Annotated in this window: 4 protein-coding genes; all 4 read right to left on the minus strand. The window is 56.0% G+C overall.

Annotated features, from left to right (window positions below; all coding sequences use genetic code 11):
• Positions 1-11,505 (minus strand): SdrD B-like domain-containing protein, encoded by an 11,505-nt coding sequence (locus ACZ52Z_RS20225; protein ID WP_464268576.1) that lies wholly within the window; start codon positions 11,503-11,505, stop codon positions 1-3.
• A gap of 179 nt (positions 11,506-11,684) precedes the next feature.
• Positions 11,685-13,973, minus strand: coding sequence for a CHASE2 domain-containing protein (locus ACZ52Z_RS20230; protein ID WP_464268577.1), 2,289 nt, complete (start codon positions 13,971-13,973; stop codon positions 11,685-11,687).
• Positions 13,974-13,991: 18 nt separating this feature from the next.
• Entirely contained in the window at positions 13,992-15,689 is a 1,698-nt protein-coding gene (locus ACZ52Z_RS20235; protein WP_464268578.1) for a FecR family protein, read from the minus strand.
• Positions 15,690-15,692: 3 nt separating this feature from the next.
• Positions 15,693-16,418 (minus strand): response regulator transcription factor, encoded by a 726-nt coding sequence (locus tag ACZ52Z_RS20240; protein WP_464268579.1) that lies wholly within the window; start codon positions 16,416-16,418, stop codon positions 15,693-15,695.
• Between the last annotated feature and the right edge of the window lie 76 nt (positions 16,419-16,494).

The raw sequence follows: 16,494 nt of genomic DNA on the forward strand, positions 1-16,494 counted from the left end.
CTAGTGGCCGTTTTTGGAAGGATTGATCGACGGAGCAGCGAACTCATATCCGTTGAAGTCATTCCAATGGAGGTCTATCGGGGTGTGGGTACTCGCATGCATGGAAGCCATTATGGTTGATGGCAGGTAGGCAAAAATAGTATCCACATTCAGGGTTGACCGGGAGAAGACCAGGCTGGTGAAATTGGGGTTGAAATATGTTCGGGTATTAAACAGGCCCGGCGAACTGCTGTTGTAGCTGGAAACTGTCTGTTCGATATCCATGTGATGCGGCAACTCGAGCATACGCGTGGCCGGAAAGCTCGCCAGCCAGTTGCCGGCAGTATCGGCCATCACCGTCTGGTAGCCGATGGGGTTACCTGAATTGTCATACAGGGTGAGAAACAAGGTAGTTCCTGGCTCTGCCATGCCGGTGTAGACGGGACTCACCTCCAGCGGCGGAAATTGGGCGGGAAGACTAAATTCCCAATTCCAAGGAAAGCTTTCCTCCCTGCCGCCGAACTGACGGTAGAGAAAAAAGGCATCTGCGTCCAGCTCGGCAAGAGGCGCTGGAGGACTCACCGGTGGCCTGCCCGGCGGCCTCCCCGGTGGCGTGGGCGGCGGTCCACCCGGCTCGATAGGTTGTGCATCAGGGGCGTCATCTTCAAAGTAGTATCCGAAGTCAACCGTATCGATTTCTTCTCCCGGGCCCAGGGCGACGACAAAGGCGTTGTCCAGGGTACCATCCGGATCGTAACTCAAGATGATATCCTCCGGCAAGGTGGCAGGATTGACACTGACCACGTGACTGCCGGAGGGCAGGTTGTCAACGACATACTTGCCGCTGCTGTCGGTAACAGTGGTCACCGTAAAATCGGGTATGCCGTCGGAATCCAGGTCAATGGCGACGGTGAGTTCAACGCCGCTGATGCCGTTTTCAGCTCCATCCTGAAGACCGTTTTGGTTCTGGTCGTTCCAGATGGTGTCACCGATAGAACCGGTGCCGGTATAGCCAAAGTCCGCATCCACACGAGTCGTTCCTCCGGTGAGGACAAGGCTGGCACTATTCGGGGTACCGATGCCGTCAAGATCGTCGGTGGGGGTCAGACCGCCGGTCGGCAGGCTGGTCGGAAGAACAGTGACCGTGTATGCTCCGGGAGGAAGGTCTGTGAACAGGTACTGCCCATTCTCGTCGGTGGAATCGATGAAGGTATTGCCGTCCGGGTCGGTCAGTACTACGGTTACACCGGCGAGACCTGGCTCGCCGGAATCCTGTATGCCATCCGCGTCATAGTCGAACCAGATCGTGTCCCCGATATTGGCCACGGTATTGTAGCCGAAGTCTATGGTATCAATGCTGTTGTTGCCATCGGTCAGGATCACTTCGGTGCGATTGTCCGGCAGGCCGTCGGCATCGAAGTTGGGTTGCAAGCCATCCGGCAGGCTGCCTGGATCGACGCTCACACTGTATTGACCATTGGCAAGCCCGGTAAAAGCATAGGTGCCGTTGGTGTCGGTGCTGATGCGGATCTGCTCAGTGGGATCAACCCGACCGTCGTTATTGAAATCGCCGGTGAGGATAACTTCGACCCCGGGCAATAGGGGCTCATCCGGGTCGACGATACTGTCGCCATTGAGGTTCTGCCAGATCGTGTCCCCAATGGCTCCAGAGCCCCGGTAACCGAAATCCTGGTCCAGGTCGCTGGGGTGTTGATCACTCAACAAGGATAGCGACTGATGATCACTGCCTCCATCCGGATCAACCACCAGATCGACGCCATCCGGCAGGTCGCTTTGATCAATCGTCACGGTGTACGTACCATAAGGGAGCCCATCAAACAGGTAGCGGCCCGTACTGTCAGTGGTGGCGGTCATGAAAGTGTCAGGAGTGCCGTCACCATTGAAATCAATCTGCAGGGTGATATCGATATTAGCCAGGCCGAAATCACCAGCGCCAACGTCGGGAACGTTGTTGCCATCCAGGTCGAGCCAGACCGTGTCACCAAGGAGGCCCTGGCCCCGATAGCCGAAATCCACGGTGTCGATGGCATTGTTGCCGTCGACCAGGGTGACCGTTGACTGGTTGTCGCGGGCGCCATCGGGGTCAAAAGTCTGGATCATGCCGGAGGGGAGTGTACTTGTCTCCACCTCAATCGTGTAGGTGTCGTTTTCCAGATCGCCAAAATAGTATTTGCCGTCGCTGTTGGTGGTGGTTGTTTGTGTTTCACCGGCGTCATCGGTATCGCCATCATCGTTGAGATCCACACGCAACACAACATCTACCCCTCCCAGGCCGACTTCATTCCCGCCGTCCTGAATGCCGTCGCCGTCAATGTCCAGCCAGATCGTATCGCCGATGGAACCACGGTCGCTGAAGCCGAAGTCGATATCCTGATTGTTCTCACCGGCTGCCAGTACCACATCGGTGGTGGCATCGTTGCCCCCGTCGGCATCATAGTTGGGGTTTAAACCGGACAAAGAACCAGCGTTTGTATCCACACTTACGGTATACTCACCGGCTGGGAGATAGTCGAAGAGGTAGTCACCATCACCATTGGTGGTAACGGTGATGGACTCGCCCGCAGAAACCACACCATCATTGTTGAGATCACCGGTGAGGATCACATCAACGCCACTGATACCACCCTCGCTGCCATCAACCAGGTTGTTGCCGTTAGCATTGTTCCAGACCTTGTCGCCAATGGAACCGGTGCCGCGGTAGCCGAAGTCCTGATCAAGGTTTGTGGGACTTGCAGAGGTTAAGTTTAATGTTGATGCATTGGCGACACCGCCATCAGGATCGACGACCAGCGTAATGCCGTCAGGGAGGTCGTCGGTGTCGATGATCACCGTGTACTCCACAAAAGGCAGACCGTTGAAAGCGTAGCTGCCCGCACTGTCGGTGGTGGCGGTCAAGAAGGCGTCAGGGGTGTCGTCACCATTGAAATCAATCTGCAAGGTGACATCCACATTGGCCAGACCGACATCTACGGAACCCACATCAGGCGTACCGTTGCCATCCAGATCCAGCCAGACCGTATCGCCTATCCCTCCGCTGCCCTGGTAGCCGAAGTCAACACTGTCCCAGGTGCGCTGAGTCGCGTCAAGGGTGACCGTTGCCCTGTCAGGCGTGCCCAGGCCATCCAGGTCAAAGGTCTGTGCCAGGGTTCCGGCCTCGCCTGGAAGAGAACTGGTATCCACCGTAACCGTATAGGTGCCGTCCGCGAGGTCGCCGAAAAAGTACCGGCCATCACCATCGGTGATAGCTGCGGCAATAACCGTACCGCTGTCGTCAAGCAGGTTGACCGTGACGTCGGGCAGGCCGATCTCATTGCCGCTGTTTTGAGCGCCGTTGCCGTCCAGATCAAGCCAGACCGTATCCCCAATACTACCCCTGGGGATAACACCGCCAAATACCTCACGTTTGTAGCCAAAGTCCACCTCAAGGTTGTTTTCCCCTGGGCCAAGGGAAATGGTTGTAGTGGATTCGTTGCCGCCGTCAAGGTCGTAATTTGCATCTGCCGCACCCAGGCGAGCAGGCAGGGTGGAAGGATCTACGGTAATGGTGTATTCCCCTGCTGGCAGCCCGTCAAAAGTGTAGTTGCCGTTGCCGTCGGTGATGGTGGTGAAGGTCTCGTCCACTCCATCAAAGTTGATGTCCCCGGTCAAGGTGACGGTGACGTTGGCCAGGCCTGACTCTCCTGGATCGACATCATTATCGCCATTGAGATTCTGCCAGACAGTATCGCCAATGGAACCGGTGCCCACATAGCCGAAATCAACCGTCTCTACCTCGGGTTGGGTAGCGGTCAGTGTCAAGCTGTGGCGGGAGTCAAGCGTCGCATCAGGGTCGCCGGTCTGTTGGCCAAGCCCCCCGGGCAGAAAGGTCACCGAGACCTCATAGTCCACAAAGGGGAGGTTGGTGAAGAGATATTGACCATTGGCATCGGTAATGGCTGTAGCGGTGTAGTCGAAAATAGAGTCCCCGTCCAGGTCGCCCCGCAGCGTTACTTCTGCTCCGGAAATACCGGTGCCGGTCTCATCCTGGGCACCATCCCTGTTGGTGTCGTACCATACGGTGTCGCCAATGATACCGCTGCCGGTGTAGCCGAAATCGATATCAAGGATATTGTCGGAGGTGTTTTCAACATCAAAGATCGTCTGATTGTTGAGGGATGGGTTCGGGTCCAGGCTGTCAGGCTTCTCGGCGGTCTGCACGAACCCTGCTGGCAGGGAATTGGCAACCACCTCGATACGATAGGGTGGAACCTCATCCGGGGCATCATTAGTCAGCGGCAGGTTGGTAAACTCATACCAGCCGTTACTGTCTGTCACGGCGGTTGCAATGAGGATGGTATTGCCGAAGTTATCCGGATCGTTGCCGTACAGGTTGACCTCCACCCCTGCCAGTCCGGGTTCACCAGGATCCTGGTTACCATCAGCATTGACGTCGAACCAGACAAAATCGCCAACCACAGGCGGATTCACCTGGGTGATAAAATCGGCTGTCGCCTCATCCTGGTTGCCATCCACTGAAGGCCAAAGTGGTTGGCTGGCACCGTCGTCGTAGATCCGCTCGAAATCATCGGGTGTAGCGTGTGCACCTGGGCGACCACTCCAGTCAGCATCCACGAAATTGGTATGGGCGCCGACCACGTAGGCCGCTCCTTTTACCTGTACTTCATAGGTTATCAGAAGAGAATCTCCCGGGTCTATGTCCCAACCGTCAGTCGAGTTACTGATGAGCAGGGTTCCATCGCCATTGTCCGTGATACTGACGTCGGTGCTGGCCCCAGAGGCCGTTGGATTGCCAAAATAGACGACGCCCTCGGGAAGGATATCCTCAGCCGTCACTTCGAAAGCCGTTGAACGTCCAGAATTCTCCAGGCGAATGGTGTAGGTCAGTATATCATTGGGCTGCACTCCGTCCTGGGGATTGGTCGGATCGGTGACCGACTTGGTCGTAGTGATTTGCGGTTCGACAAGTTCAAAGTTGTCGGTTGCCGGATCAGGGGTGATGGTGATGGTATCGCCGTTGTCATCAACATAGGTGTGGCTGACCTGGGCGGTATTTTCTTTTGAAGCCCCGTTGGTGTTGACCGCGTCATTGGTTACGATGGCCGAGTAGGTGATGACGATGGGGTCGGTATCGTCATGGATGGTGTTGCCAAAGTTCCAACTCAACCCCTGGGAGCCGGCTGCAGGGCCAGCCGGTGTGGTATTCACATTGCCGGAAATACTGAGGGTCTCGACGAATTCAACGCCATCGGGCAGCTGATCCTGGACCAGGAAGTCATTGAGGGTGCCCTGGGGGGAGGTGATGGTGAGGGTGTAGGTGATGGTCTCGCCGATGGTGGCCTCGGTGATGTTGCCATCGCTTTTTGCAATGGAAACCGCCGGAGTGAGGAACTGGGCGTCATCTGTATCCTGGTCCGCATCGACGGCATAGAGGGGATCGCCGTTGGCATCGGTTTGGTCCTCGTAGCTGCGCTCTTCCGAGCTAGCGCTGCCATCCAGACCGGTCCAGTCGGCATCCACCGAGTTGGTCAGGGTGTCGCCGATAACCAGGGCATCCTCAACCGTGACCTGGTACCTGATGGTGATCGATCCGTTATCTTCAATGTCCCACCCGCCCTGGGAATTGGTAAAGGCGATGGTGTTCCCGCTTTGCGCTGCAACGACATCGGCAACGTTGAGGATTCCGGAGGCGCTCGCCATGGTCGCTGATCCATCAATAAAACTCACGCCATCAGGCAACAGGTCTTCCCCGGTGACCTCATAGGCGGTGGTATTGGCATTGGAAAAAGTCACCTGGTAGTACAGGGTTTGCCCTGCCTGTACATCAGTGATGGTATCCAGGTATGGACCGCCGTTGACGGTGCTGATCAGCTTTTCGCTTGAAACCGACGGCTCAACGATGTCCACGCCTACTGATGAGGTGTCGCTGCCATCACGTTCTCCTTCAGGGCCCCACGTCAGGGTAGCGGCGTTGTCGCGGGTTTGACCGTTTTGGTTGGCCACGTCGTCAACTACCAGTACGGTGTACTCTAATGTGATGGTCTGGGGATCGTTGCCGGAAATCCCGGGATTTTCCAGTGTGCCCAGGGCAAAGGAGACTGTCTGGGCATTGCCGTTCAGGCCGTCGCCATCAGTGGTAACGGCCACCTCGCCGAGCGATAGGCCATTGGCTGGAGTGTCGCCGTCTGCATCTGAAGTAAGCCCGGCGGGCCAGCTGATGGAATCCAGGCTGACAAACTGAAGCCCGGCCTCAAGGGCGTCTTCAAGTTGTGCCTCAACCAGAGTGCCTTCCGGGATGACCAGCTCTACCTGGTAGGTGGCGGTTTCCCCAATGGTGGCGTTTTCCACGCCGTTTGTTGCACTACTTGTGCCGATGAGGATTTTGGTTATTCCGACCTTGTCTATGTCAATGGGGGCGCTGTCCTGAGCAGCATAGTTGTTCAGACCCGTTCCTGGCCCGTCGTCGCCGTCGCGTTCGTTGGCTGTACCATTGTTAGTGTGCCCCTCATCCAGGCTCTCCCAAGTCACGCCTGCATTGTTGATGATGGATTGTCCCGGACTTACCGATTGACTGAGGGTTCCCTGGACCGTAATGACCAGAGAACTGCCCTGGAGGATGTCGATGGAGTTGGTGAGGGTCAGCTCATTGGTGAGCGGATCAATGGCGAATAGCGCTGTCTGGGAGGGGGTCTGATTGGTCCAAACAACATCCGACACTGTCGGGTTTTCCACCGCGGCAGGAATCTGGTCTGCAAAGGTGATGTCAAAGGCGTCGGTGGCGCTGGAATTGGCGATGGTAATCGTGTATTCAACCGTATCGCCTGCATCGCCTGTGGTGGTGCCGTTCCCATTGACTATTTTATCAATAGTCAGCTCAGGCTCGATAACGGTAATGTTGTCTGCACTGTCAGTATTGGATTCGCCACCGTCAAACACGAGTCTGGCGACGTTGTTGAGTTGTGTACCGTCCTGATTGCCAAGGGTGTTGTTGACAACAGCGGTGTAGGTGAGGGTCAGGGTCTCCAGTTCATCATTGTTGGTATCCAGGTTTGTCAGGTTGCCAAGATTAAATTGCAGATTCTGTCCTGACCCGCTATTGGCCACACTGCCAAATCCACCCGCAAGGTCGGTGGTTACTCCGTCAGTAGCAACAGCGTCCAGGCTGACAAAGGTTAATCCCGCCTCAAGGGTGTCTTGAAGAATGGCCCCTGCGGTTTCCCCTTCGGGGAGAGTGATGGTTACCTGGTAGTAGACGAGTTCACCGATCACTGCCTCGTTTTCCTCGTTCACGCCGGGTTCGTTGTTGCCATCGGTATCGTCGGCGCCTATTTCTGAACCAAGCAGCGTTTTTTCGACACTGGGAGCAGCGATGGAAATGACGGCGTCATCACTGGGCGGGTCTGTCGGATCCACCCAATTGGCCTCGGCAATGCCAACATCAGCAGCTTCGCTGGTATAGTAGGTGATTGAGGCCGTATTGGTGTGGTCACTGCCGACTGCAACCACATCGGGATCGGTAGTGGTCTCGTTATCCACTTCCAGGTCATAAGTGATGATAAACACGTCGTCCCCGGCCGTACCATCGGTCAGCGTGCCAGCGCGATCGCCATCCAACACCCCGTTTATCGGGTCAAAGACGATTTTCAGCTCTCCCCCGTTGAGGGTAGCGGTGTAGGCGGATGCATCCAGGGGAGAACCACTGCCCGGATTGTCGCCGCGCCAGACCTGCAGGTTCATGGCTGCAGTGGAGGCCGGAGCGATAAAGCCGGTTCCAGGGAGGGTGTCCTGGATGGTCAGGCCGTAAGCGGCAGTGCCACCGACGTTGTAGGCGGCAACTGCGAAGGTGACCAGGTCACCGCCATCGGCATCCGTGAGGTCGGCATTGATGGGGTTGGCGACCACCTCCCCGGCATCGACGGCCCCATCGCCAGTGAAGGTGATGGAAGGTCCACTGTCCGGGGCATTGAAGTCAAGGTCGGCAAGGCTCTCAGGCAGAGTGGAAAAGGTTCCGTTGCCGACAGTGGCCACAACCCCTTTGCTGATGAGCACTTCAGGTGCAGAGAGTTGGATCTGGGCGATGTTGTCAAGCGAGGTGTTGCTGCTGAAGGTGTTGTTGTAACTCCAGGTCGCCTGGTTGGTCAGGTACAGGCCATCGGCAAAAGGTTCATTGGTGACGGTGGAGGTGACCAGGATTTCTATGGTATAGGAACCGTCTGCAACAGTGATTGTATTGGATTCGGCGTGAAAGGTGGTGAGGTCAAAAGTGAGGGTGTTGGCGTTGCCATTGGAGCTGACAGTCGGGGTCCACGGGCTGGGTTCAGCTATGATTTCCGGCGCAAAATGCAGATCTGTCTCTTCGCCAAGAAAGATTTGGCCCCCGACGATGAGATCGCTACCTTCATCTATTACCAGGTTCTGAGGGTCGCCGGTAGCGTCAAACAACTCGTCCAGGTTGGCAAAGAGGGGGGTTGCTCCGAATTCTCCCACATCATAGACCGGAAGGGGGAGGTAATCGACAAGGATCAGGTCCTCGATGTCGCCGGTAGGGAGCTCCAGGGTGAAGGTGTAGGTGACCACATCGCCGGGAGAGATAATCGTTGCCGCCGGATCATAGGCAATGCCGTTGACATAGCTGATGCTCTTGTCGGTGGTTATGCCTTCGATGACTATCTGGGTCGCCGAATCCTCCTCCACACGCCCGCCGGTGCCGCCATAGTCTTCACCGGGTTCCGCGCTGTCAGGTTCCAGTACATCCCCACTGATAACAACATCATTGGTGATCGGATCATTGGCATCGACACTCTGGTCGATCCCGCTTTGCAGGAAATCTTCCTCAATCTCGACCAGGAAGGTTACCGTGCCCCGGGTGCCGCCAGCCGGACGACCGCCGGAATAATCCGGCGCCGTACCGCTATCGTCGTCAAACAGGTCGCCATACAGTTCTCCAGTTCCACCCAGCAGGCTGGATATATCAAAAGTGATGGTCGTCTCTCCACTGTCCTGGTTGCGAATAACGCTGTGGGCAGGTCCCGCGCCGCCTGCATCGAGGGTGGTATTATCCCAGGTGTCCTCGATGGATGTGCCATTCTGAAAAATGGAGAGGGTGGGGTTGGAAGCTGTAACGAAATGCTGGCCATCGCCAAGTGTATCGGTCAGGATGATGTTTTCAAAACCAAAATAGTCGGATATTTCGAAATCAATGGTGTAGGTGAGGAAGTCGCCCGGTGAGTAGCCGGCAGCACCGTTGTCTCCGATCGGGTTGTTCTCGGTATCGCGTTGAAAATCCACCCCCTTGGTGACCGTGATCGAGTTGATTTCCTGGGGAAAGTCGGAGCCGTCTCCATCGTCGGTGCCGTCACCGTCACCGGTGCCGGGCAGTCCGGCGCTGACGGCCTGGTCATCGCCAGGAACCGAAACCGGATTGTCGTACAGGCCGGTCGCATTGGCCTCATTGAGCGCCTCTTCAGCGGCACCTGTCACCGGGTCAATAACCGCTGCTCCAGCCGCATCTGTCAATCCGTAATACACTGAGTAGGTGACCGTAATTTCCGGAGTGCCATCCGCGGCATAGCCCGTAACATTGCCCACAGGGAGCACAAAATCATTGTTCGGCGCAGCATTCGCCTGCCAGGGGACCGGCGCCTGGTAGCCGCCTGTTGACTGGACCAGACCGGTTTCATTACTGCCCTTGACGGTGATGACGATATCATCCCGATAGTAGGCACTGTCGGGGAGAAAATCATTGAGGGTCAGACTATCCACTACCTGGTCAGGGGCAATATCCACCTCCAGGGTGTAGACAACCGGATAATTTGGCCCGGTGGCAGTCTCGGTCTCATTGGCATCAGCGGTCTTGGTGATGGTGAACAGCTGCGGAGTGACCGTGTCCGTTGCCAAACTACTCTGGACGATAACCGGATCGGCGTTGGGGTTATCCAGGGGATCGTCACCGTACCGGAAGCCACCGCGGGCCGTAACCTCCAGGTCAACCCCCACCACCGCATCACCGGGTGAATAGTCGGCGGCATCCGGTGTGTCGTCAAAGCCGGCAACCGCATCTTCATCGATTTCAGCGGTAAAATTGATGTCGATGACTGGTTGTTCCGGGGCAAAGGAGCCAAACGGCAGTTCAATAACGAACCATTGGTCGCCGTCATGGATGCCGCTTTCCAGGGGGATAACGCCGCCGACACTGTCAAACGGGTGGGCGGCCTCGAGATCGGAAGGATCGATGACCGTGGTACCGTTCACCCATGCGCTCTGGGCGCTGTCCCAGGTGAACACCTGGGTGTTGACCGGAGCCGTGCCGTAGCTCGGTCCGGATTGGATGTTGAGGCCAACAGGAACATACACATCCAGGTAGGGACCATAGCCGATATTGGTGGGGTCACCAGCGGCGGCGGAATTGTCAAAACTGACCGTAAAGTCGATAGTTTCTTCAATCAATCCCTGCTGAGGTAATGATACGGTGACTTCCGGTACAGGCGGATCCAGGGTCTTCTGCCATTCGCCGCCGGCGTCCGTAAGGGAATCCGCTTCAATACTGCCGGTTGCAACTTCCAGTTCCCAGTCCCCATGAGGACTGTTTCCCGTGGTATCATCAGAGGCTGCTACGTCGGCTCTAGTCAATTCTGCAAGCTCTGTCAGGAGGGTATCACCAGTCTCTCCCCGGGCTATATTGCAGCCATAGAGCAAGAGGTCACCATCGGGATGGAGGGCTGTTCCCCAGGCGCTGATTTCCTCGGCATGGCTGGGTAGGGTAGCCGCGTTAATGACGCTGTCGCCTAAAAAGAGGGTGTTATCTGCCCCATAGGAAAAGATATGCACGCTCTCCAGGTCGGAGTAGTCGGCCAGGGTGGTGGAAATCTGCTCGATCTGGTCCCCATTCCCATCCAGAATGACGACGCTGGTGTTGTGGGCTCTTACGGTTTCGTGTTCGGTGGCGGCTGATTGGTCGTCAGCGTCAAGGTCCTGTTGCAGGCCGTCAACCAGCGTTGCATGGTCGCTGACCGTACTGTCGACGAACACCACCCGGTTGATTTCTTCTGGTTCAGCAGCGGCAGCTGGATCATCTGCTCTTGTCGTGGATTGTGGTTCACTGTCAAGGTTCGCGGCGGGAGATTCAGCCTCAGCAGCTAACTCCGGTGCCTGCGCGGTTGTTGGTTCTATTTCCCCTGTTTCCGGGTCGCTTTCATCGCCACTGCGAACAGCTGGTTGGACGGCATCCTCGCCCTGATCATGGAGGCTGCTGCCCGGGACTTTCAGCTGCTCTTCATCGGGAGTATCACCACTGTTAGTCGTGGATTGCCGGGGGACCTCTTTAACTGTTTGGGGAGGAGCCGTTTCCACAGGGGAGGGCGTGGGCTCTAGGGTTGGCGCCTCGTCAGCGAGCGGGAGCGGGTCAGGATCAACAGGCGCCTCGCTAACCGTTGCTAAGGGGTTGGCATCCAGGAAAATACGTTCTTCAAGCTCTTCAAACAGGAGTTGTTTTTTACGGGGATATTTCATTACAAACCTTCAGGCGTAAGAAGAAAACAGGTGCCATTCCTAGCTGGATGGAGAGGATAAGATTCCCCTTGTAAGGAGGAAGTTTAAACTGGATGCAATTATATGCAAGTAAATATACGGTAAGCTTTGGGTGAATTGTTATGTGATGTCAAATAAGTATCTTTTTTCGTTCGATTGTATCAACTGCTTTTGGGGGTGCTGTGTTTTGGGGGAGTATTTTTTACCGGCAACGCTTTGGGAATCAGCAGGGTGAAGATCGTACCGCCGTTGGTTTCAGGATGGATGGTGACCTGCCCAGAGTGACGTTCTACAACTTCCTTCACTAGGCTCAGGCCGAGGCCAAACCCCTCCTGTGTCGGTTGTTTTTCTCCCCGGTAAAATTTGGTGAAGATGGTGTCTCGAAGTTCCGGTGCGATGCCTGGTCCCTGGTCGGTGACGGCAAAGGCGAAATGGTCGACGAGTTCTTCCAAGGAGACGGTGATGGTCGAAGAACAGGGGCTGAATTTCACAGCATTGTCCAGCAGGTTGATGAGTGCCTGGAGAAGGAGCAGTTCATCACCCACCAGGGGTGAAGTCTTTTTCGGCAGGGTTGTGGTGATGGAGATATCTTTCTTGTCTGCTGCCGGGGTGGCACTGTTGATGGCATCGCCGATAATGGCAAGGGGGTGGAAGGGAAGAGGGTGAATCTGTTGCTTACCGCTTTCGATACGGTTGATATCAAGAAAGGCGACAATAAGCTGATTGAGTCGCTTGGCTTCGGCGCATATTGCCTCGGCATACGGTTGCTGATCCTTTTCCACAATATCTGCCAGCATTTCACCGTAGCCGAGAATGGTCGTCAGGGGGAGTTTGAGTTCGTGAGAGACGATGGAGACAATTTCGCCTTTCACCCGTTCCAGTTCGCGGAGCTTGGTCACATCATGGAGAATGGCCATGATGCCCTGAAAAGGAGGTTCTGTGACGGTAAAGTGATGGATGTCCACCTGAAAATATTGCCTGCCGCTACTGCTCAGGGTGTGTATTTCAGTACGGAGCGGACGATGGGTACCTGGGGCGTTGGGAGTGGCATCGTCTTCGTCTGTCAGGGGGCTGGAGAGGGCAAGGTGGTCGCTAAAGGACTGGTAATCGGGAAGAGATGCGTCGGCGTTTTGCTGCTGCTGCCAAAAGTTGCGGAAGTGAATATTGGCAAAGATAGGGCTGTTGTCGGCTGCATCCCAAAGCACGAGCGGCGGCAACTCGTTGTGAAGCAGGTTGTCAAGAAAAGCGTGCTGCATTCCCAGCGCCCTGGAGGCCTGCTGCAGCTGGTTGATATGCTCTCCTATGCCCAGGGCATCTGGCAGGCTTTGCTGCTGTTCAACGTTAACCCGGTAGTGAGGGGACTGGCTGTAAATCCGCTGCAATCCCTTGTCTAGGCGTTTGTTGAGAAAACGAATTTGCCTGTACATTGCTCCGGCTGTCCAGAGGGCTTGCAGGAGAAGGTGGAAGAGGTAGGCTGAAAAAAGGGCGACCATAAACGACGAAATGTCAATAAACAGCGATGCCCGAAAACAGAAGTAGGCAAGCAGGATGGCGGCGCCTGCTGCCGTCAGAATGACAGAGACATTGAACCGTTCTCCCATGGATTGCCAGAGAGCAGCAATAACGGTGATTAGGCTTGCTGCGAGCAGCAGGGACATTTGCGGAGCAGAGCGAATGAGACTGTCTTCGAGCAGGTTGCTGAGGATGGTGGCTTGAATCTCCACCCCCGGCATTACCCGGGTGCGGCTCAACGGGGTAATGAAGGTGTCGTGCAGCCCGATGGTCTCAGCACCGATCAACACCAGACGATCGGCAAAAAAACCCCGGGGTATTTTCCCCTTTAACACGTCAATGTAGGAGAGAAAGAGAAAGGTTTTTTCCGGACCGTAGTAGTTGATGTACAGCGTTTCGGCATCAGGCGTTGGACCCTGCCAGCCGCTGGCGCGCAGTATGGTCAACGCAAAGGGAAGCTGACCGACGGGGTGGTGCATGTCTATTTTGCGTACCATGCCGTCCCCGTCAAAAAGGGTCTCCACATGGCCGGTTCTCGTGACAGAGCGCAGGCCTGGTGCCGGGAGTAATAATCGGTTGTTCGAGGCGGTGGCCGTGGCGAGTACCACTGGCGGAGCGTGTTTCAATTGCCTGCTGAACCTGAGGTCGTCGTCGGTGGTCTCGGAAAAAAGAAAATCGAAGCCAATGGCCCTGGCCTCAGACAGGCGCTCAAGGAGGCGGGCATGAAACGCTCGGGGAAACGGCCAGGGACCAAGGTGTTGCAGGCTCGGTTCGTCAATGCCGATGATCACCACCTCCTGTGGTGGATGGAGCGGCCCTCGCAGGCGAAACAGCAGGTCCATGGTTGTATTGGTCATCCGGGGCGCAAGTCCGCTGAGGCTGAGGAGCAGAAAACAGCATAAGCCAACGGTCGGAGGGAGGAGGCGCTGGATCAACACGGGAGAACCGATGCGGTGCTAGAGGAACAGGATACCGACCATGACAACACCGATCAGTATCTCTTTCCAGCCGGGAGGCGGTTGTTCCATAGTCAGGCGCTGCGGGGAAGTCCACGGCCCAGGGGGGGCTGAGCCGATAGTCGCTCGCATACGAACAAAGTAGGTGCCAGGCAGAAGGGGCGCTTCCAGGGTGTGGGAGGTCGTAGTAAGGCCCCGTTTTTCCAGGACCAGCTTGCCAAAGGAGCCATCCTCGGCAATCTGCAGATCATAGGCGTTTGCTTCCGCCACTGCGCTCCATTGGAGGGTCGGCGTGGTTGCCGGAGCAATGGTCATGTCCTCCATTGCCGGCTGATCGACCCGTTTCCAGGCGATAGTCGGGGAAAAAAACGAGGTGAATCCATCAGGAGCGATAGCCTGTACGCGGAAAAAATATTTTCCGGCAGGAAGTGGCATGGTCTGCAGCGCAGGGTTCGGTGTCTGCTGTTCATCGATAATATCAGAGAAGGTGGGATCGGTTGCCAGTTGATAGTGATACTGCTCGACCTGTTCGCCCTGTAACCAGCGAATCGTGACCTGTTTCTCCCAAAAAAACTGCCCGGGCTCGGGAGAGGCAATGAGCGGTGCAACGGGGACGGTTCGGACGCGCAAGGGAAAAGGACCTGCTGGAATACTTTCAAAGCCTTCCTGGTCTGTGGCGGTGAGGAAGTAAAAGTAGGCGCCGTCTTTCACACTGTCGAGGATGAAATCCGAGCCTGGCTGGCAAAAAAGTTCTTTGATGGATTCCGTGCCCGCTATGTCCCTGGTTATCCGCATTTTAAACGATGCGGCTTGCGCATGCTCAGGCGCAGGTATGACGGCGGGGAGGCCCCTGAAGACGGGTGGGTGTTGAAGCTGGACAGGAGCCGCGGGAAGAGCGCGCGGGGGTATCGGTTGCCTGCCGGGCTGGATCCTTGTTCCCTGGTTGCGCTGCAGGGTCACTGCCCCGCCGGCCGCTGCGACCGCTACTTTCCCTGCAAGGGTTTCCACGCTGCTGTCTTGGCCGGTTTTGTTCTTTATACGATAGCTGGTACCGCGTATGCCCGTAATCGCGATCGGAGTGCGAGCACGATGGCTGTCGTTGGGGTGCAGGCGTTTTTTAATACGATTGAGAATGCGTCCTCGAGAGAGGGTGAAATCAATTTTTATACTGCTGTCGGCAAGCCTGATCAAATAGTTCAGGCGCAGGGTTGAGTCGGGTTCAACATGCAGGTATCGCTGGTCAGGGAAGACCACATGGGCAAAACCATGGGGGCCGGTTGTCAAGGTTTGGCCTGCAACAAGGACCATCCCCCTGGTAACCGGTTGACTGGTCGTATCCTGCTGGACCCCAACCCCACCGTCGAGTGCAGCAAGAGTTGCCTGGAGCGGTTCATGGCGAAGCAGGCTAAGCGGGACGTCCAGGGACGACTGCTCCCTGATGAGGTAAGGAGGGAGGAGCCCGTTTATTCGGGCAATGGTTTTCCAGTCCGTCCTGCGGTGACAGAAGTCACGGGCGAGGTGAATCAGGTTGGTGCCTTTTTCTACATGGAGTGGTACCAAAACCTCACTGGTTGCAGTACATGTGGTTGCCGGAAAAAGCAGCACAAGGAGCAGGAGAAAGGGGAACATCAACCCCGGCAAGGAGTCGCCGCTCGGTTGAGCTGATCCAGCATTGAAGGCGTAACGAGCGTATCCCATAGATTATCCTGTTACTGACCGGTTGGCTGAGTGGATTTTGTATCCTACCCCTGCAACCGCAGTGATGAGGATGCTTTCCGGGACAGCCTGTTCGAGTTTTTTACGGAGGTTGGCTATATGCATAACCAAGGCCTTGGTTTCAATCTGCGGATCATACCCTAGGACTTCCTGCAGCAGTTCACCATGGGAAATGACCGATCCTTGCCGGGCGGCAAGGTAGGCGAGGAGGTCGAATTCGGTTTTGGTCAGTCGAATCGCGCTGCCGTCTTGATGGGTTACCTCGCGGCCTTGGGGGTCTATCTGCAGTGGTCCGAGGTCCAGCGCTGCCTGGTCATGGTGGGTGCGGCGATTGGATACCCGCCTGAGCTGTGCTGTAATTCGGGCATGCAGCTCCCGCAGACTGAATGGCTTGGTTTGGTAATCGTCGGCCCCAAGTTCGAGTCCCCTGACTTTGTCATCCACCCGGTTCTTGTCGGTGAGAATGATTATTGGGGTCTCGTTGCCCTCGGCCCGTAGGTGCTCCAGAATTGTGAAGCCGTCCTGATGCGGCATGACGATGTCGAGCAGGATTACATCCGGCCGGGTGGTATCAACGCGGGAAGAGGCATTTTTGCCGTCAGCAGCGGTAACCACTTTGGTAAACTGCTTTTCAAAATAGAGCTGCAGCATGACGCGTATATTCGGGTCATCTTCAAAGATCAGCAGCGTGCAATCGGTTTTTTCGTTCATCAGAGGCTCCGGGCAAGTAACGTTACCATGTAAAATTACATTTGATTGTCTGTCTGTACAAGTGCTTTATGCCTGC

Source organism: Desulfogranum aggregans (assembly GCF_055398265.1).